Here is a 17,809-nt window from a genome sequence, read left to right on the forward strand (position 1 = left end):
TACTTACTGCTATAAAAAATATAATTAATGAATAATTTACATTACGGTATTATCGGAAATTGCAAAAGTGCAGCATTAATTTCAAGAGAAGGTTCAATAGATTGGTGTTGTTTACCAGAGTTTGATTCTTCTTCAGTTTTTGCTAAACTTTTGGATGACGAAATAGGGGGAAGCTTTGAATTTCTTGTAGACGAAACTTATACTATTACTCAATCATATTTTAAAAATACGAATATTTTAATAACCAAATTTTCAAGTGGTTACGATGTTTTTGAAGTACACGATTTTATGCCCCGGTATTACGTAATAAATAGTGATTCTTACTATGCGCCGCCGGATATTGTTAGGTATGTTAAACATATTTCAGGAACTCCTAAGTTTCAGGTGAAGTATGATGCAAAGTTGAGGTATGCTAAAGGAAAAACAGAGACACTTTTAAAACCAGGTTTTATTGCGAGTATATCTCATAACGAACGATACGATTCTATTTATCTGTATACTAGTATTGATCAGGAAAAAGTTATGAAGCCAGAAGATATCTTCCTTACCAAGGATGAATTCTTTATGGTAAGTTACAATGAAAAGATAATGGAACAGACAGTAGATAAAGCTCTGTTTCAACTAGAGAAAACAAAAGTGTATTGGTTAAACTGGATAGAGAATACACCAAAGTATAAAAAATACCAAGAAGAAATATTAAGAAGTGCCCTTACACTTAAGTTGTTAAGTTATGATAAAACGGGTGCTATACTTGCTGCAGCAACTACATCTTTACCGGAAACAATTGGAGAGGTACGTAATTGGGATTATCGTTTCTGTTGGATAAGAGATGCTTCTATGACCATTAAGGTTGTGTCTGATTTAGGACATGAGGATATGGCTAGAAGATTTATGCAATATGTTATTGATTTGGTACCTGATAAAGATGAGAAGCTTCAAATTATGTATGGTATAAACAAAGAAAAGAAGCTAACAGAAGAAACCTTAGATCATTTAAAAGGGTATAAGAATTCTGCTCCGGTACGTATAGGTAATGCTGCTTATATGCAACGCCAAAATGATATTTACGGAATTTTGATGGATGCTATTCATCAACAGATTGTGAAGTTTGAAACAACTTTAGACAATTGTGAAGAACTTTGGGGTATTACTAAAGGAATTGTTCTGCAAGTAAAAGAACATTGGCAAGAGGCAGATAAAGGAATATGGGAGTTTAGAACTGAAGAGCGTCATTTTACCTTTTCTAAAATGCTGTGCTGGGTAGCTATTGATAGAGCGGTTAAGACGGCAAAAATTCTTAATAAACAAAGATATATTGAGCGCTGGAAACCGCTAGAACAGGAAATAAAAAATGACATATTTAAAAATGCCTGGTCTGAAGATAAACAAGCATTTGCTCAGTCTTACGGTTCTGAAGATATGGATGCTTCTGTATTATTAATGGAATCTTACGGCATTATTGATGCGAGAGATGACAGATATGTTAAAACTGTACATGCAATTGGAGAAGAGCTTTGTAATGATGGTTTAATGTACCGTTATAAAAACAAAGATGATTTTGGGTTACCTTCTTCCTCTTTCACCATTTGTTCTTTCTGGTTTATTAATAGTTTGAATAAGATAGGAGAGCATAAGAAAGCAAGTGAGATGTTTGATCAATTATTGTCTTATAGTAACCATTTAGGGTTGTTTAGTGAAGATATTGATTTTAAAACAAAACGTTTGCTAGGGAACTTTCCGCAAGCATATTCTCATTTAGCTTTAATTGAAACGGCTGCTAATTTGGCTAACAATTTTACAGATGAACACATTATGAAACAAGCAATTAATTAATTGTAAATTGCTACATAAATACAAATAAAGACCGGAAGACATCCGGTCTTTTATTTTTAAATAAAATAATACTTGTAAATGTAATGATTAGTTTATTGATGCAAATATAATCGCAAAAACCAAATGTACATAAATTCAAAACGAAATGTACATTTTTGAGGTACAAAAACACACACGCTATATGACGCAAAAGCCCTGTTTTTCAGGGCTTTTTTAATGCTTTTTTGTTGGTAGATTCAACCAATATTCGTACCTTTATCAGGTAGTTATCGAGTACTTATACAACATCTGATCTTCATAGCCAGATTGATAATTCACCCTATTTTGGGTAGTTGTCATCACTGCGTCTTTGAATGGATTTCCCGTGTAAGTACGGGTTTCAATCCAATCGCATAGCTCTACTATTTGGCTTTTGTTACTGGTAAAGTAAACATACCTGTGACCATCTAATACGCTTAATACGTCTAAATAGTCTCGTAAGCGCCAATAGTCTTTGCTGTTGTAGCTTTTGGTATCAGTACTCAAATACGGTGGATCTACCAAAAACACTACATTCTCATTCTTGTATGTTTCGTATAGCTCCTTGTAATCACACTGTACACGTTCTACGCCATCTAAGTAGCCGCTTACTTGATAATCGGTCAGTCTTATGCGGTTATACATAGTTTCTTTCTCCATTTCTTCTATGCTAAAGGCATATTTCATGCTAAACAATATATTGCTGCTTACCGTAACATAATCAACATATCCGTATTGCTTTTCATGTTGTTTTAAAGCTTCTAAGACACGTTGTTTATCCTCCATAGGCAAACGTTCTTTACTCTTTAAATGACTCAATAGAGGTCTTAATTTACCCAAAAGCTCGTTTGTTTGTTCAAATGATTGTAGTCGCTTCTGAAAGTCGTCATAATCATTCCATACTACTTTTGCTTCTGGATAATGATTCTTTACGGTATGACTAAGAAGACCAGAACCGCCAAAAAGATCTACGTATACTGCTTCTTTTTCAAAGCTGTTTAAACACTCTTTAAACTTCTTTATAAAGTTCCTCTTTTGCCCTTGAAATGGTAAGGGCGCATTGTTGTAATTCATAATTATTCGTTTTTTGATTGATGATTTTTTAATGATTGATATATTTGCAATCTCTCACAAATAAAAAGGTGCACACACACCAACCTGAAGGCATTTGCCTCCGGCGTGGTGTGTGTGCACCTTAACTTTTTAGCAGGGTGAGAGCTGCTATTTAGAGTCGGGGGTTTTTAAATTAAAACTAAGCTATCTTCGTTTAATTCATAGCGAAATGCTACTAACCAATTATCCAACATATATTTTTTGCCTAATATTGAATTGGTTTCATCTGTATTAGGTATAAAAACATCATTATAATTTTGGCCACTTTGATCTGTAAATACTTCTCTAGACTTCTCAGAAAAACTATCCGTAATATTACCTTTACCACTGACATTACTACTGTTAGCATAAGCTATTGAGATAGGATCTATTTGTCCTTCCAAGAGAAAAACACAAACAAAAGTATCATATACCTTTACCTCTGAAATCTCTATTTCCTCACCTAAATTATTATATGCTTGAAATCCATAATTTTCAAGAATAGTATCTATGGTATAGTTATTTATATTCAAAGGAAATTGTTCAGAAATAAAGTGAATTCGGAGTTCATTATTACTTATTCTCTCTATTTTATGAGGCTGTAATGTTGAATACTGTTTTTTTTCTATCAATACATTTCTCATCGCTATTGCTGCTTTTTCGGCAAGCCATCGATATCCATTTCCTGTAGGATGCAATGGATCTTCTCCTGTTTTATATGCGTAACAAGGACTAAACATATAAACATTGTCATTCTCGTTAGCAACTTCCAGTTGGGCACTTCCTATAGGCATATCAGTTGCTGTATAATTCATTTGTGTCTGATATATGAAGAAAGCGGGTGATTCGGTTTGATCTGTAAATACACTAAGGGCTGCTTCCTCAATATCGGCTATAAGTTGCTCCAGATATCCTTTATATCCCTCTTTTGTACTAATAGCCGGTCCTGTGCCATCCCAATCAGCCATAGATCTAGCTGTACTATTGGCCTCTCCCTGTAGAAAAATAGTTCCTCCAAATTTTATAGTTTTACCTTCTGAATCAGCGATAGATTTAGCTGCATTAAATGCGTCTATAATTCTTTGAAAATAATCACCATTATTAGCTGGGCAATCTTTGCTAAGCCATTCTATTGATGTACCTCCTTGACCACAAGAGGTCGCTACAAATGTGGTATTAAATCCCATTCCAATGGAATTAGCATAGTACCTTAAAAAATTTATAGCAGGTACTATAATATGCTCAGTAGATCCATTGACTAACGGTTGAAATGTTGTTAATTCATTTGAATAAGGGAATGAAATATTACTTCCCAATCTTTTATTATCTTTAAAACTAATCGTACTTAATGCATTACTACCACCTCCTACACTTAATGATTGACCATAACCTAAGTAAAAAATATAATCTGCATCAAATGATTGCCAATCATAATTTTTTTGTTTAAAAAACTCCAAAGATTTTAGTCTATTACCTCTATTAATTTCTTCATAATCTATTGTATATCGATCTATTTTAACTGAGAAATTTGAGTTTGTTGGTTGAAGCATGTTAACGTAAATATATCCGTTTTTTTTCGCTTTAATTGTAATAGGAGCTTCTAAACTATTAACTGAACTATCCGCTACTGAATATATATTTCTTTCAACATCAGTCAACGCATAAGCTAATGCGACTGCCCCCGTAGATCTAGTTGCTATTGTAATTTCATCACCTGTATACACAGCTATTTTAATACATGACCACCAATTATTTGTAGTAGTAGTATATTCTGTTGGTGACTCAGGAACCGAACTACCATTGAGTGGATAATAATAATTAAGCAATAGGTCAGATTCCAAATATACATTTCTATTTTTATATAAGTCTTCTCCTATATCATCCAACCTTTGATCTTGAGTTGTTTGATGCTCTTCCAAATCATCCAACCTTTGATCTTGAGTTGTTTGATGCTCTTCCAAATCATCCAACCTTTGATCTTGAGTTGTTTGATGCTCTTCCAAATCATCCAACCTTTGATCTTTAACTTTTGGTTTCCATGTTATTGTATCTAGAGAAGATTCATTATATGTCTTAATATCTTGACCTGCAAGAGCGGCTTCCCAATCTACCATTGCTGTAAATGAAACGCCATTACCACTTAAATCTTGATTGCTTTCTATTTTAGCAATTCTACGTCCTTCTGTTAGCTCTGGTTCGACATAGGCACTTAAAGTAAATTGGCAAATATTAGTAGATTCTCCTGTAGATTCATTAAAACTCCTTAACAAAACTTTCCAAGTATCACCAGATCCAGGATCATATGACCTCCAAACGTTATAGACGAATAGTGGCTCTGTGCCTTTGTAACCATATACTTCAATATCAAGTAAAAAGTTTTTACGATTTTTATTGATAGGAAAAGCAGCAAATGGAAATATGGCATTGTAGTTATTAACTGTTTTCTCGTAGTACGTTTGGTTAACTTTCTTAGTTATGTATCCTAATTCACCATTTTTAAATTGTATTGGAGAATTATCTACATCCGGAAAATTTGTGTAAATACCTTCATGCAGAACTTCAAACATTACATCATAAGTATAAGTTCCAGGAGTTGATATTGGGGTTATGACACCTATTCTTTTATATGATAACCTATCAAGAATACCGTAAACAGTATCTTTTAAGTTATTTTTTAAATGACTTTTCCACGTTATTGTATCTAGAGAAGATTCATTATATGTCTTAATATCTTGACCTGCAAGAGCGGCTTCCCAATCTACCATTGCTGTAAATGAAACGCCATTACCACTTAAATCTTGATTGCTTTCTATTTTAGCAATTCTACGTCCTTCTGTTAGCTCTGGTTCGACATAGGCACTTAAAGTAAATTGGCAAATATTAGTAGATTCTCCTGTAGATTCATTAAAACTCCTTAACAAAACTTTCCAAGTATTACCAGATCCAGGATCATATGACCTCCAAACGTTATAGACGAATAGTGGTTCTGTACCCTCATAACCATATACTTCAATATCAAGTAAAAATAATCTTCTATTAGAATTTATTTTAAATGAACTACTGTATGGAAAATTAGTTCCTAAATCAATTAATCGGTCACTAAAACCTTTAGGAGTTAATCCATCTTTATCATTACTTGAATCAAACTCACCTGTTGCTTTAACCAAAGGCAAATCGCGCAATCTTAAGTAACCAGAACCTTGCGTACTATCATATTTATAAACTCCATCATCAGTTGTATCATCTGGATTGTTAATATTAAATAGTGTATTGTCTGCAGGTAATGGATTTACCGCCATTGCTATAGCTAAAGTAGCGTAGCTAACCCCGGAGTTACTTATGTTCTCAACCGTTTCTCTAAGGTCATTATGACCTTCAACAACCTCTTTAGTCTTATCTACAACCGCATTGAACTCTGAGTTTTTGATATACGTGTTGGAAGGTATACCTTCTAAGGCGGCCACTTTAGCAGCGCTATCTACTTTCTCTTCTATGTTTAAGTTATCTATCCCCATAATTATGCGTCTCTAAGGTTTGTATATTCTAGTTTCAGAGCGTCGTACTCTGCTTGCAAAGTGGTGGTATCTTCGCCAAGTTCAGTTGTGAAGGTGATTTCAAAATAACGCTTCTTTAGCTCTTTACGACGGTATTCAAGAGAATCCCGATCGGTAGGATCAGCTTCTGGAAACGTTGGGTTTTCACTCTCCAATTCAGTTTTAGTTAATCCCAAATACTTGTTAGGATCATCCTGAATTACCTTTTTGATAAACTCTTCTTTTGTAGATAAGTTATCAGTAGAAGGCAGCTCGTTGTAATATCCTTTTACAACATCATTCTCTAAGTAAAAAAAATAAGTCCCTGTTGTTGCCATAGCGCTCTTAGTTTTTAATCCAAATAGCCAGCCAGTTCACTTTAGGAGCTTGGCGGTGTTCAGAGTTGTTTGCGAAAATCTTTACTTTATCATCGGCATAGTTAATAGCCCACTTACACCACAGGGTGTCATCTTGGTTTACTTCACCATCAAAATACACCTCGGCTAAGGATGGAATAAACCCGGCCAAATTTGTCACGCTATATCCGGATGGTGGAAAAATGTAAGCGCAATTATAATCCATGTCATTTTGCAATTGACCTTGAGATAGTGTTGTCATCACTATAGAACCTCTGGTTACTTTCAAACTTTGAAAAGGTTTGTTCTGTATGTAGGCATCAGATTGCGGACTGGTATTGTTCCAATCTGATTTCACATTTACTTCAGCGCCCTCTTCCAAGGTGGCTATAAAATTAACCATTGCCTGAGTTAAGGCGATATATCCCTCTGTAGGTACAAATTGCTGACTGGCAAAAGCCGTAAGCTCTTTTAAAGTTTTCAAACGTATCAAGTCCGAAAAGGGAAAGGTCTCAACGCCTCCTGTACCAAAGCGTAAATACCTGGTCTTATAAACTGGTAACACATCTTGGTTACTATCTTCATCTAAGTCTGCATCATAAGCAGCCGTAACTTCTGTGTCTATAAGTGTAACCTGGTCCTGGTATGCTCCGCTTTCAAATAGTAATATTTCACCATTGTAAGAAACATACCCTTTGCTGTAGGTTCCGTTGCCATCATTCACCAGTCCGGTTAAAATGGTTTTGTCTCCAGATTCTTTTGCTATGGCTTCCAATGGTTCACGCCATGCTTGCTGAATGAAACGCCATGTTTCATTGGTAGCCGGAAATCCGGTAGCTGATATGATTAATTGTTTACCTGAACCCATAGTATGTTGTAATTTTTACTGTATAGTTTATAATAATCTATTTCACCTCGCATTCGAGTTAATATAGCCGTTTCTGCAGTTTCCCCTTCTGGTTGTAATTGTGGAGGTACGCATACTGAAAAATCAACGCCATCGCCCACAATATCATCCGGCTCGTAATAGTGAACCGGGTCATTATCTTCTGGCTCGTAATGATAGACCTCTCGGTTTTCCAACGGCTCATAGAAATACACCGGTTGTTTAAACTCGGTGTTAACAATTCTAATGCGCCTTTCAAGCGGATCAAACAAATCATTCAACATAGCCTCCATATACACAATTTGACTATTGTGTTTTACTCGGTAAATGCTGTTGGCTCTAAAGTTTAGAAAGTCTAAATGCAACAATTCTAAAGGGCGCAACATTACCGATAAGAAAGCTTTATTGTTAGGCTTTCTCATGGCCTGCATTAAAAAGAGCTTCACTAGCTCTAGCCAGTTTATGAGATATGCATTATTCATCCGTTAGCTTCCAAGAGATTAATAAATCATCCATTTTAAAATAACCTGAGTCGGCCACTCTAAAAACATTAATAGCTCCTACATTCGCTATTCCTTCCTGATCATAACTATAGCCACCATATTTACTTGCTGCTGAAGTAATGTTGGCAGTTAAAACGCCTTCTATATCTTCCAATGCGCGTTCGAGTTTTCGAGTGCTGATGGTTCCGTTAAATTCAAGATCCTGCAAAAAAGCATCAATAGCATCTTGTACAGGAGTATCCGCTGTTCCGTCCAATCTTTGACCTTGTGGATTCAACACTAACGGATCATAATAACAGTCAAGGCGAAGGCGTAATAAATCGGCTGTTCCTGTGGTAATGGTGATTTGAGTACCTGCATCAACTACTTTGTTAAGCATGTAGCTTTTCAAGGCCGTAAAGTTTGGTTCCTGGATAGGCGCTAAACTTTCCCCGTCCATCGTAGCCACTTTTAATCTCAAAATTCCATAACCTGCAGCACTGATCAGTTTCACAGCAGCAGCTTGTTTTACAATCTTAGCAGCTGCTATTTGTTCATCGGTTAGGTTGTCTGTTATAAACTGATCCGTTCCATCCGTAACCGGAACACCAAGCATAAAGCCCAGCGCTTTATTTCTATACCAGTCGCGGGTGTGCGGTTTTTGCTCGGCCATTAAAGCAGTGATCTCAGTTTTAAAAGCATCCCACAATTGCTCAATGGTAGTAATGGAAAAGGCTACCACATCAAAAACCAAATTTTCAAAGCTCACCAGGCTAAAGGTGTCCGTAAAACTTGCGCCTACCTCAAAACCATACATAGCGGCCAATACTTCACTATTCATGAAGCGTGTGGTTAGTATTGATTTTATTTCGTTGAGTGTTCTTGCCATTTTTTATTGTATTGGGAAAACTTGTGGTAACATATAATCAAGAGCGCTTAGCTCTGGTTGCTCGGTAGTTGCTGTGGCTATTTTTTGTTTTTTCTTCTTGAAATATTTTGCCACATCTTTGTTTTCAAAATCCGTATTGTCTGCATCGTTTATTTGCATACCAGGATTTAAAACCTCGGTTAATGAAATGCCATTTTTGATGGCTAATTGCATAGCTTGTTCAACACTACCATGCATTTCAATTGCCAAGTCTAATACCGATTGATTATTTATTACCGTTTTTCCCATGTTGCTAATTCTTCTTTCAGCTCTTTAACCACCTTCTTTAATGATCGGTTTTCCTCTGTTAAGGTTTTGTTTCGGTTGGTTAGAAGTTTTATCTCATCTTCCAACATTTTCACTTTACGATCAAACACTTCAGAAAGCTGTGCATACTTCGTTTCATACCTGCCTCCAAGATCATCGAGCATAACCTTATAATAGTTAGCTAACTTAATCTCATTATCAATCTCAGTACTTTCAGCGTTTTCCTGTTCTTGCTTTGTTTGAGCTTCTTGTCTTTTTTTATTGAACAACCAAGTAAAAAAAGCGCCTAATCCGGTTCCAAGTCCGCCTGTAAGTCCGGCTAATAATTCAGGATTCATTTATGTTGGTTTTTAGTTGTTGCTTTATCGTTTCATAATCAATGTTGTCCTTTGCTAAATGCACCCGAACGCGTTGTTCTATATCGAACCGTGGAGCTCCTGTTTTTTTCAATTGTACCAAGTTGGGACCGAGCGTTGGCGAAAACTTTTGAGCTCCTTGACTCAACTGTAATATCAAAGCCACTTCTTGCATTTGTGTGTTGCCAATTACAATACCTCCGTTGCTGGCTTGTAAATCGTTATCATCATTTAGCAATATTCCCTTTCTCATTACTCTTGAATTGTTCCTGTTCCAGTTACAGCTCCTCCAGTTGCACTGGTTCCAGTAACTGCCGTTTGTCTACCAATAACAAATTGAGCTACTCCGTTTGCTAACTCATCGGCCAAGTGTTGCCGAGCTTCAGCAACATTTATGTTTGGATCATCAGAACCAAACTCAAAGGCTGCCTTAAATTTTGCTGCTAACTGTTCTTCTGTTATTGCCATTTAACTACTTTTTAAAATGGTGTTTAAACGTTGTTTAATTGTTTCCATAGCTACTACATTAATGGTGTTACCATAAATCACAACTATCTTATTCAGTTCATCGATCATGTCATTAAACACGGTTTTCAAATCCTCGTTACCGCTTTTAATAATCACACCAGATTCTTTCACGGTGAGTTCTGTGGTACCGGTTTTAAAATTCAATTCCTCAAGCTCGGCTGCATCTAGCAAAAAAGCATTGGCAGGATTGTTTTCAATCAATCCAATAAGGCATAGCGTATTTACCTTTGGCTTTTTATATTCAGCACCTCGGCCAAGGTCTATATCATAATATTCAAGATCATCTGTCTGACCTTTGGCTACCATGGTTTTGTTTTCCCAGTCTACACTTACACAGGTGGCATACGCTGTTTGAATGGGCGTAAGTTCTTTAATACGCTGATTGATTAACTCTGTAAATGCTCCTAATCCCATTTAAATTTGTTCTCCTATGGTTATTTCTTGGCGAATTCCGCCACGGTCAAAACTTTTGTAAACTTTATCTATGTAATAGGTTCCTGAGCGATCATCATACAAACTACTTTCAATATTCGTTTTCATACCATGATCTACAGAAGGCACACCAAAAGCGGTGAACTTTCCATCGAACCTGTCTTTTTTCATTTTTCGGTAGGCTACTAAACCTAAATCGCGTAGCCTTGCTTTATCGGAAATGTTGTAATACGTTAGCGTATGTTCATTACCAGTTGTATCGCCAATATTATCCACTGTAATTTTAGAGCCATTGGCCAAAGTGGATACACACTTGATTTTTATAATAAGTTCATCGGCTCTTTTATAGTTCAAGTCATTGGAAACACAATTGCGCTCTAAGTGAAAATTCACTGTGTCATCGGTTGTATTATCGGCGTAATACTTGCCAGATCTTACAGCACCATTCTGCCAATAAGTGTATAAATTGTACGTGCTTTTCAACTTCTCTAACACAGCGCCAACGGTTGTATTAGCAAAACGAACCCCTCCAAGATCTACACCTTCCAAAGCATCAATTGTGTAACCAGGTATAATTTTCTTTAGCAATTCCTCGAGCGTAATTTTAGCTGCTGAAAAATTAACCGGTAATCGTTTTATCCGGAACATTTCATCTTCAAAATCAATCACGGTTGGTATGTCCGATGATACTGCAGTAACATATCCTATAAACTCGGTTATGTTATTGCCATCATATCCAAACTTTACGGTGATTGCATCTCCGCGTTGAAATGCTTTTTGTGCGTTGTATTTAAACTTTCCACTTTTACCAAAGAACGAATAGTTACGAGGCATGGTTAAAGAACCTTTAGAGCTCATCTCTTTAAAAGTCTTTTCAAACTCAATAGCCGTAACTTTATACAATACTATTTCCTCTCTTCTGGAGTTGTCCGGAAATACTATTTCGCAGGTCATTGCATAGGCCATTGTACTTGGTCTTTAGATTCGTCACTGTACATTTGAAACTGAAAAGCAATATTTCCATCTCCGCCCTGGATAAGATTGTGAGACCAATCTGCAATGGTAACGGAATCAACTTCTATCCAGTTAAAAGCCTCCCCTGAAATACGTATGCTATCTGCCAATACTTCCCATTTCTTCAATTCTTTAAACTTCTCTGCAGCGGAGCTTTCCTGATCATTTAAACACAATCCTTTTACATCAATAACCCAATCATCAAAAGAGAATATCTCTTTTACTGATCCGTTATTGCCTAGCAAATTGGTGCGCTCGATAATTTTACCTCTACGAAACGAAAACATCGTAGTAGCCGGTAAATAGTAATCTGGCATTCGTACAATTTCCATCTTTCCCAATGCTGTATAACGATTGTATCCATCTTGTTGAAACTTCACGGGTAATAAAATCGGCGTCCCCATCCATGAAGTCATTGAACGATCATAATACTCAGGTAATCTTACAATATCTGAATAGTTGAGCTCTGGTGATGATGGTGTATCATTAGGAATAGTAAACACAGGAGCTACCCCAAAAGCATCCAAAAATAAATCGCGTATGTTATAGCTAATTCCCATTATCCTAGTTGTACTAATCCGTCTCTTAATCGATCGTTGATCATTCCTGTTATTTGCTCTGCTATCTCACGTACCTTTAACTTGTCGTTTACCGAGAAGTTATTAGTGACATTCAAAGTCATGTTTAAAGTTCTACCTCCTCCAGAACCACCTCCGCCTGAAATGGCTAATCCACTTCCAGAAGTTGCTCCGTTAGTAGTTCCTCCAGTTAAAGTATTATTAGCTGTTGGAGCTAAAGCATTATTGATGGATGGCTTTTTATCTAAATTTTCATCAGTGAATAATTCTCCAGAATCTTTTGCCGTTTCTGGTTTCCTTTCTTCTGTTAAACTTAGGCCTTCCCGCAGCTTTTGAATGTAAGCCTCACCAGTCCCGGCTAGTTTACCCAGCCCTGGTATTTTAGAGAGTAACCCCAATAGCTGCTGTACAGGCATTAACAAGGCATCTAACAACACAAGACCTATCCGTTTTAACCCGGCGATAATTCCGCCATTTTCAAAGGCTTCTGTGATACTATCCCAGTGCCTTCTAAAACTTTGAATAATGTTAATGATCATGCCGAGCGGACCGAGTATAAAGCTGAGCGCTGCACCCCATTCATCATATTTCGCGATTACTGCAGTAATAATTCCTACCAGAGCTGCAATACCTAAAATGATTAAACCGATCGGGTTGGCATCCATGGCCACATTCAAAGCCCATTGTGCTGCAGTTTGTAACCATGTAGCATTTGAGAGCATTTGTATTAATGGAATGGCACCTGCCAATATTTGAAATACTGGAGCCATCTCTTGAGCATAGATCCCAACGCTTCCAAATGTCTGACCTGCCCAGGTACGTATATCAGAAAAGAAACCTTTTATACCTGCACCTGCAGCTTCTACAGATTTAAGTTTGCTAATATCTAAGTCCATAGTGGCTAATCCATCAATAAACTGTATACCGGCGTCTTCACCGGCACCTTTGAAAATATCTGCAATAATCTTTTGGCGAAGCTCAGGAGTTTTGTCCTGCATTTGCTGAGATATATATTGAATAGCTTCAATGGGTGTTTTTCCTGCCAAATCTTTTGGGCTAACTCCAATACCGGCCAATGCATCTTGCTGAGTTTTATCCATTTCTCGTAAAGCCAAATTGGCTTCTTTCAAAGAGTCAATTGCTTTATCAGAATAAATACCTTCTTTTCCGGCGCTTGCTATCAAGGCTATGGCTTGAGATTGTGTTAACCCTAGTTCCTTTATGAAAGGTTGGTATTCTTTCAACTGATCAATAAAATCTCCATTAGCATCAGCACCACGTTCAAATCCCTCCTCAATTAATGCTATGTTTTCTTGATAGGTACCGCCAACTTGTTTGGTCATAGCATTGGCAGCCCTAGCGATATCCAAAACATCTTCATCGTAAAGATCGGCAGCTCTTCTTGTTCTTGCTACAAAATCATCTAAAGCATCACCAGACAGGTCAGTCATTCTTTCAATCGCTGCAGTTTGTGTAGCTACATCTACTGAGAAATTCAAACCATCTGAAGTTTTTTTAATCATTTCATTTGTTTGATTGATTCCAGTAGCAATATCAGTCCATTTTTGTTGCTCCTTTGTAAACTTCTTAGCCTCTTCGGTTAAGTCGTTCATATCTTGTTCAGCACCTTTCAAGTCCTTACGTAAACGCCCAATTCGCTCTACTGCCTTTTCATATTCCTGGTTAGCTTTGGCAGCTTCTTTGCCCGGACTTGCATTTTTAGCAGCATGCGCTAAATCTTTGATTTCCTTTTCAGCATCTTTTACTTGAGCTGCTAAATCGGAGTAGTATTTTTTAGCTTTGGTAAGCGCTTCTTTGGTTTCCTTTTCATTGAATTGTACTGCTTCGGATGCCTCCTCAACATCCTTGGTCATATTAGAAACTGACTTTACCACATCTTTTACCGGTTTGGTAACGTGGTCTATAAATTCTAATATCCAACTTGTTGTGGTGTTACTCATTTTTGTTTCTTAGGAGTTGCCTCATCAATGGCTTTAAATACTTCGTTTACTACTTCTTGCAATACGACTTTGAAATGGGTCGCCTGAGCTCGGTTGGTTACTTGTTGGTAATAGATCCAATCTTGAAAGCGTTGTGCCCATTCTTCATCACTGAGCTCTTTGGGATCGATATTATAATGAACGCGGATGATGGCATTAATTTCTTGAAGCCATGTATCCGCGTTGTTATCTTCCTCCGGGTTTAACCAAAACCCGTCTACAACTTTTTTAAGGTTCCTCGAGCTTCTTTTACAAGTTCGCCCACGTACTTGAGTAATTGGGTGTAAATAGCACCATCATACTCATAGGCATCTTTGTCACCTTCCAATACACAACCCAATAAGAGTTTTTGTACTCTTCCCGGATCTTGTATTTTTTTGGTAGGTTGACCTTTATCGGTTGTTGCTTTTCCTTTTGACTCAGCATCGGCTATGGCTTCCATGACCGCTCTGGATGGTTTCTTTACCAAATAGACAAATACATAATCACCATCATCAGTGGTAATTTCTACTTCTCGTAGGTTGCGTTTCCCTCCAACTTTTGCAGCATGCGTTTGTATAGCCTCATCTCCAAAAGGTTTGTTTATTGTTGGTTTCTTTTCCATTAGGCAGCGTTCCAGATAATTTCAGAGGTTATCAAAGTATATTCATTAGAAATGGTTCCGTCTCCTTGAGAGATTGCTCTAGCATTACCTGTAAATTCACAAGCCATGATAATATCTTTAGTTATGGTTCCATCTTCTTTTTCATACATCACGATGATGTTGAAAGGAGCTATATCACTCAAAGATTTACCTAAAGGCAACGCAGCTTGAATAGCATCTACCTCTTCTTTATATAAAGTGATTGATGCTGTAGCTTCATAATCAGTTTTAGATCTTCCTATAGGTTTAGATCCAACACCTCTTACATGCTCTTTGGTAGTATTATCATCATAATTAACGCCTGTAATTCCTTCTAAATCTCTACCCAATAAATTCACCGTTACAGAGTTCCAACCCTGCATGGTTCCAAATTTGTTTGTTACTGTAATATCTGGCATCTATTAAATGTTATTGGTTAATCCTACGGCTACTTCAAACTCATGTACAATGCCATTGGCCACAATAGAAACTTTTACCGTTACCGGTGCTGTACTGTTTACTATTTGCTTGTTATCTATGGCTGTTTCGTAACCGCTTATTTCTCCATTGGCAACCATTTGATCAAGTTTTGTATCAATCAAAGTTTTCCAATAGGCAGCTGTAGTAGCTGCTATATATCCGGTTTGCGGATCTTTCTTTACTACTCCTTTTACTCGAGGTAAAAGTGTGGTTCTAATGATGCGCGCTGCTTTGTTCCAAACACGGTTGTTTTCAATAAATGCGAAGTCGCTTTCTTCATCCACACAGGTGTAACTGTTTTCAATGAAGTAACCAGGATATTCCTGGTAAGCAGCAATAGCAATATAACCGTTGGTAATGATGGATTGTAACACGGCATTGTCTACTGTCTCAATATCGTTGCCATCACTTAAATAAGCATTCAACCATACAGCTTCGGTATCATCCGTTAACGGATAACTTTCATTGCCTCTATAAGCTAATGGTTTACTTTCGATGTCTACAGATCCTAAGTTTTCATAAACTCCGCGAACCGCTAACATCCCCAGTGCTGCACCCAAAGCTGTGATGCCGTCATTGGCAGCACAACCTACCAATACCGAAGTATTAGGTGCATCTAAAGCGCGTAGATCTTCTGTATAATCGTCCAAGCCATTGGCACCAATCAAAGCGAAATCTAGTAAACGGTTTTGTGCTGCAAAGCCATTGATAATGGTTTGCTGTCCGTTAATAGTGGTTACTAAGTTTGGTGTTTCACTATCATAGGTCATGTAAATACCGTAACCTTTTACCTCTTTGTTTTGGCTGATGAATGCCTGAATATCTGCCACCACATCACTGTTGAACAAATACAACGTTGCTTCTGGTGCTAAACGGAAAAACTCCGTAATATCCTGGTGCAGCGTTAAACTGTTGTTGGCATCATAACTTTCATTGATGCCTAACTGTTCAGCATCGTATACTGCAGTAATAGCCACACCTTTTCCACCATTGTTCACAGCAGTTGCAACGGCGTCTGCAGGCATACCAATTACAATAAGGCCTACATGGTTGTCTGTACCATTGGCCAAACGTTGTAACCCGCCCTGTAGTTTTTCAATATTTACCCCGTCTAACTTTGCCATGTTTACTCGTTGGTATTAGTGGTGAATTCTTCTTTCTTTTTAGCGTAAGCAGCTGCTACTGTTTTACGATCATCAGCTTCAAAACCTAACGCCTCAAGCTCTTCAATAGTTGCAGCGTTTTCAATCAAACCAATAGCATCTACTGCAGACACTTTGGTTTTAGTTTCGTCTGCATTCGTATCCTCTTTTGTAGGCGTTTCGCGTTCAAAAGTGTATACAGTTCCTTTAGCACCTGCATGCAAGCCCGCATGGTTTTTATTGCGGAAAATGTTCCCATCTACCGTAGCAAACACTTCTTTATCATTTGGGTACTGTTCTAAAACTTTAGCGGCCTTTTCCTTGAGATCCGCTTTGGAATATGTTTTTTTCATCCTCTTATGTTGTTAATGATTTTAAATATGAAATAGCCAACAATACAGGCTATGATAATTAGGAATAGTTTTCCCATTGTGAGGTATAGTTTTTGAAACCAGGATAGCTCCGCAGGAACGATCACCGGCACTTCAATTTCTATCTTCTCTTTTTCATAGGTACTTTTCCATTGTGCAAAAAGCTCTTCCGCTTCCGCTTCACAGTCTACGTTTAAATTGCCCTGATCATCTAGGTTAACCTTTGGCTCTTTTAATTTGCGCCCTGGTTTACTTTCCGGATCTTTTAAAACAGGTTTACCATTTACACAATCAATATAGGCGCGGTAATAGCTGCTATCTTTCTCTACTTGAAAAACCGTATCGTGTACCGTTTCGGTAATGGTTTTGGTGATTTCCTTTTCAATGATCATTGGCTTTTTAGTTCCACAGCTTACCATCCATAAGACGGTAAACAAGAACAAAAACCATATAGCTATAACTCGCTTTTTCATAGTTTAACGATAATCCCATCTTGCACGATATCCGCGGATATCGTAGTGAATAAATGTTTTATAGATACCTACACCTCCTTGCTTCATCTTACCAGTAGCAATTAAATGTTCAATAGCGCTTTTAACTTGCAAAGGAGACTTTCCTTGAGCTTTTATATCACCAGCCTTACCTTTTTTATGTTGGCTGTTTTTAGAGGTTTTATAACCTCTTGATGGAAGTACTACATCATTGTAATGTGGACTTCTATAACCGTTGGTAAGAGTGATTGGAACTCCTAAATAGTCTCTTAAAACTTGAAGGTTTTTTGCTAGCTCCTTTACATTCTGCAATACACTATAAGGCATCACGGAACCATCTTTACATTCAAACTCGGACTTATTGAAATTCTCTGTTAATTGCATCTGTGATTGTTTTATT

Annotated in this window: 21 protein-coding genes; 1 reads left to right on the forward strand and 20 read right to left on the reverse strand. The window is 37.2% G+C overall.

Annotated features, from left to right (window positions below; translation table 11 throughout):
• Positions 1 to 27 precede the first annotated feature (27 nt).
• Positions 28 to 1,833, forward strand: coding sequence for a glycoside hydrolase family 15 protein (locus tag NBRC110019_RS03665; RefSeq protein WP_281752489.1), 1,806 nt, complete (start codon positions 28 to 30; stop codon positions 1,831 to 1,833).
• 258 nt (positions 1,834 to 2,091) lie between these two features.
• Here the strand turns inward: NBRC110019_RS03665 and NBRC110019_RS03670 are convergent, their stop codons facing one another.
• The 20 genes from NBRC110019_RS03670 to NBRC110019_RS03765 all read right to left on the reverse strand — a co-directional run bounded on the left by NBRC110019_RS03670 (position 2,092) and on the right by NBRC110019_RS03765 (position 17,793).
• Entirely contained in the window at positions 2,092 to 2,925 is an 834-nt protein-coding gene (locus tag NBRC110019_RS03670) for a DNA adenine methylase (RefSeq protein WP_281752491.1), read from the reverse strand.
• Positions 2,926 to 3,092: 167 nt separating this feature from the next.
• The gene (locus tag NBRC110019_RS03675) at positions 3,093 to 6,458 is read right to left on the reverse strand and encodes a hypothetical protein (protein ID WP_281752493.1); all 3,366 of its coding nucleotides are present in this window, start codon (positions 6,456 to 6,458) and stop codon (positions 3,093 to 3,095) included.
• A 2-nt stretch (positions 6,459 to 6,460) separates the two neighbouring features.
• Complete coding sequence (locus NBRC110019_RS03680) at positions 6,461 to 6,814, reverse strand: hypothetical protein (protein WP_281752495.1); 354 nt, start codon at positions 6,812 to 6,814, stop codon at positions 6,461 to 6,463.
• A 7-nt stretch (positions 6,815 to 6,821) separates the two neighbouring features.
• Positions 6,822 to 7,700 (reverse strand): hypothetical protein, encoded by an 879-nt coding sequence (locus tag NBRC110019_RS03685; protein WP_281752497.1) that lies wholly within the window; start codon positions 7,698 to 7,700, stop codon positions 6,822 to 6,824.
• Positions 7,679 to 8,140 (reverse strand): hypothetical protein, encoded by a 462-nt coding sequence (locus NBRC110019_RS03690; RefSeq protein ID WP_281752499.1) that lies wholly within the window; start codon positions 8,138 to 8,140, stop codon positions 7,679 to 7,681. The genes NBRC110019_RS03685 and NBRC110019_RS03690 overlap by 22 nt, the downstream gene beginning before the upstream one ends.
• Positions 8,141 to 8,192: 52 nt before the next feature.
• Complete coding sequence (locus tag NBRC110019_RS03695) at positions 8,193 to 9,089, reverse strand: hypothetical protein (protein ID WP_281752501.1); 897 nt, start codon at positions 9,087 to 9,089, stop codon at positions 8,193 to 8,195.
• A 3-nt stretch (positions 9,090 to 9,092) separates the two neighbouring features.
• On the reverse strand, positions 9,093 to 9,377 hold the full coding sequence (locus NBRC110019_RS03700) for a hypothetical protein (RefSeq protein WP_281752503.1): 285 nt from the start codon (positions 9,375 to 9,377) through the stop codon (positions 9,093 to 9,095).
• Positions 9,362 to 9,733, reverse strand: a complete 372-nt coding sequence (locus NBRC110019_RS03705) for a hypothetical protein (RefSeq protein ID WP_281752505.1) — start codon at positions 9,731 to 9,733, stop codon at positions 9,362 to 9,364. Before NBRC110019_RS03705 ends, NBRC110019_RS03700 begins: the two co-directional genes overlap by 16 nt.
• Positions 9,723 to 10,004: a hypothetical protein gene (locus tag NBRC110019_RS03710; RefSeq protein WP_281752507.1), complete on the reverse strand. Its 282-nt coding sequence runs from the start codon at positions 10,002 to 10,004 to the stop codon at positions 9,723 to 9,725. The genes NBRC110019_RS03705 and NBRC110019_RS03710 overlap by 11 nt, the downstream gene beginning before the upstream one ends.
• Complete coding sequence (locus NBRC110019_RS03715; protein ID WP_281752509.1) at positions 10,004 to 10,219, reverse strand: hypothetical protein; 216 nt, start codon at positions 10,217 to 10,219, stop codon at positions 10,004 to 10,006. The genes NBRC110019_RS03710 and NBRC110019_RS03715 overlap by 1 nt, the downstream gene beginning before the upstream one ends.
• A complete protein-coding gene (locus NBRC110019_RS03720; protein WP_281752511.1) occupies positions 10,220 to 10,693 on the reverse strand; it encodes a hypothetical protein in 474 nt (157 codons plus the stop codon).
• Complete coding sequence (locus NBRC110019_RS03725) at positions 10,694 to 11,677, reverse strand: hypothetical protein (RefSeq protein WP_281752513.1); 984 nt, start codon at positions 11,675 to 11,677, stop codon at positions 10,694 to 10,696.
• Positions 11,662 to 12,285: a DUF6046 domain-containing protein gene (locus NBRC110019_RS03730; RefSeq protein WP_281752515.1), complete on the reverse strand. Its 624-nt coding sequence runs from the start codon at positions 12,283 to 12,285 to the stop codon at positions 11,662 to 11,664. Before NBRC110019_RS03730 ends, NBRC110019_RS03725 begins: the two co-directional genes overlap by 16 nt.
• Entirely contained in the window at positions 12,285 to 14,264 is a 1,980-nt protein-coding gene (locus tag NBRC110019_RS03735; RefSeq protein ID WP_281752517.1) for a phage tail tape measure protein, read from the reverse strand. The genes NBRC110019_RS03730 and NBRC110019_RS03735 overlap by 1 nt, the downstream gene beginning before the upstream one ends.
• 256 nt (positions 14,265 to 14,520) lie before the next feature.
• Entirely contained in the window at positions 14,521 to 14,907 is a 387-nt protein-coding gene (locus NBRC110019_RS03740) for a hypothetical protein (RefSeq protein WP_281752519.1), read from the reverse strand.
• Positions 14,907 to 15,344: a hypothetical protein gene (locus tag NBRC110019_RS03745; protein WP_281752521.1), complete on the reverse strand. Its 438-nt coding sequence runs from the start codon at positions 15,342 to 15,344 to the stop codon at positions 14,907 to 14,909. Before NBRC110019_RS03745 ends, NBRC110019_RS03740 begins: the two co-directional genes overlap by 1 nt.
• A 3-nt stretch (positions 15,345 to 15,347) precedes the next feature.
• Positions 15,348 to 16,529: a DUF2586 family protein gene (locus NBRC110019_RS03750; RefSeq protein WP_281752523.1), complete on the reverse strand. Its 1,182-nt coding sequence runs from the start codon at positions 16,527 to 16,529 to the stop codon at positions 15,348 to 15,350.
• A 2-nt stretch (positions 16,530 to 16,531) separates the two neighbouring features.
• Entirely contained in the window at positions 16,532 to 16,900 is a 369-nt protein-coding gene (locus NBRC110019_RS03755; RefSeq protein ID WP_281752525.1) for a hypothetical protein, read from the reverse strand.
• Positions 16,897 to 17,391: a hypothetical protein gene (locus tag NBRC110019_RS03760; protein ID WP_281752526.1), complete on the reverse strand. Its 495-nt coding sequence runs from the start codon at positions 17,389 to 17,391 to the stop codon at positions 16,897 to 16,899. Before NBRC110019_RS03760 ends, NBRC110019_RS03755 begins: the two co-directional genes overlap by 4 nt.
• 3 nt (positions 17,392 to 17,394) lie before the next feature.
• Positions 17,395 to 17,793, reverse strand: coding sequence for a YcbK family protein (locus NBRC110019_RS03765; protein ID WP_281752528.1), 399 nt, complete (start codon positions 17,791 to 17,793; stop codon positions 17,395 to 17,397).
• Between the last annotated feature and the right edge of the window lie 16 nt (positions 17,794 to 17,809).

Source organism: Neptunitalea chrysea, assembly GCF_027924145.1.
Lineage (GTDB): Bacteria > Bacteroidota > Bacteroidia > Flavobacteriales > Flavobacteriaceae > Neptunitalea > Neptunitalea chrysea.

What these genes read in the sequence shown, in the direction of transcription:
- NBRC110019_RS03665 (WP_281752489.1), top strand. Translation starts at nt 28, where the DNA reads ATGAATAATTTACATTACGGTATTATCGGAAATTGCAAAAGTGCAGCA.
- NBRC110019_RS03670 (WP_281752491.1), bottom strand. Translation starts at nt 2,925, where the DNA reads ATGAATTACAACAATGCGCCCTTACCATTTCAAGGGCAAAAGAGGAAC.
- NBRC110019_RS03675 (WP_281752493.1), bottom strand. Translation starts at nt 6,458, where the DNA reads ATGGGGATAGATAACTTAAACATAGAAGAGAAAGTAGATAGCGCTGCT.
- NBRC110019_RS03680 (WP_281752495.1), bottom strand. Translation starts at nt 6,814, where the DNA reads ATGGCAACAACAGGGACTTATTTTTTTTACTTAGAGAATGATGTTGTA.
- NBRC110019_RS03685 (WP_281752497.1), bottom strand. Translation starts at nt 7,700, where the DNA reads ATGGGTTCAGGTAAACAATTAATCATATCAGCTACCGGATTTCCGGCT.
- NBRC110019_RS03690 (WP_281752499.1), bottom strand. Translation starts at nt 8,140, where the DNA reads ATGAGAAAGCCTAACAATAAAGCTTTCTTATCGGTAATGTTGCGCCCT.
- NBRC110019_RS03695 (WP_281752501.1), bottom strand. Translation starts at nt 9,089, where the DNA reads ATGGCAAGAACACTCAACGAAATAAAATCAATACTAACCACACGCTTC.
- NBRC110019_RS03700 (WP_281752503.1), bottom strand. Translation starts at nt 9,377, where the DNA reads ATGGGAAAAACGGTAATAAATAATCAATCGGTATTAGACTTGGCAATT.
- NBRC110019_RS03705 (WP_281752505.1), bottom strand. Translation starts at nt 9,733, where the DNA reads ATGAATCCTGAATTATTAGCCGGACTTACAGGCGGACTTGGAACCGGA.
- NBRC110019_RS03710 (WP_281752507.1), bottom strand. Translation starts at nt 10,004, where the DNA reads ATGAGAAAGGGAATATTGCTAAATGATGATAACGATTTACAAGCCAGC.
- NBRC110019_RS03715 (WP_281752509.1), bottom strand. Translation starts at nt 10,219, where the DNA reads ATGGCAATAACAGAAGAACAGTTAGCAGCAAAATTTAAGGCAGCCTTT.
- NBRC110019_RS03720 (WP_281752511.1), bottom strand. Translation starts at nt 10,693, where the DNA reads ATGGGATTAGGAGCATTTACAGAGTTAATCAATCAGCGTATTAAAGAA.
- NBRC110019_RS03725 (WP_281752513.1), bottom strand. Translation starts at nt 11,677, where the DNA reads ATGGCCTATGCAATGACCTGCGAAATAGTATTTCCGGACAACTCCAGA.
- NBRC110019_RS03730 (WP_281752515.1), bottom strand. Translation starts at nt 12,285, where the DNA reads ATGGGAATTAGCTATAACATACGCGATTTATTTTTGGATGCTTTTGGG.
- NBRC110019_RS03735 (WP_281752517.1), bottom strand. Translation starts at nt 14,264, where the DNA reads ATGAGTAACACCACAACAAGTTGGATATTAGAATTTATAGACCACGTT.
- NBRC110019_RS03740 (WP_281752519.1), bottom strand. Translation starts at nt 14,907, where the DNA reads ATGGAAAAGAAACCAACAATAAACAAACCTTTTGGAGATGAGGCTATA.
- NBRC110019_RS03745 (WP_281752521.1), bottom strand. Translation starts at nt 15,344, where the DNA reads ATGCCAGATATTACAGTAACAAACAAATTTGGAACCATGCAGGGTTGG.
- NBRC110019_RS03750 (WP_281752523.1), bottom strand. Translation starts at nt 16,529, where the DNA reads ATGGCAAAGTTAGACGGGGTAAATATTGAAAAACTACAGGGCGGGTTA.
- NBRC110019_RS03755 (WP_281752525.1), bottom strand. Translation starts at nt 16,900, where the DNA reads ATGAAAAAAACATATTCCAAAGCGGATCTCAAGGAAAAGGCCGCTAAA.
- NBRC110019_RS03760 (WP_281752526.1), bottom strand. Translation starts at nt 17,391, where the DNA reads ATGAAAAAGCGAGTTATAGCTATATGGTTTTTGTTCTTGTTTACCGTC.
- NBRC110019_RS03765 (WP_281752528.1), bottom strand. Translation starts at nt 17,793, where the DNA reads ATGCAATTAACAGAGAATTTCAATAAGTCCGAGTTTGAATGTAAAGAT.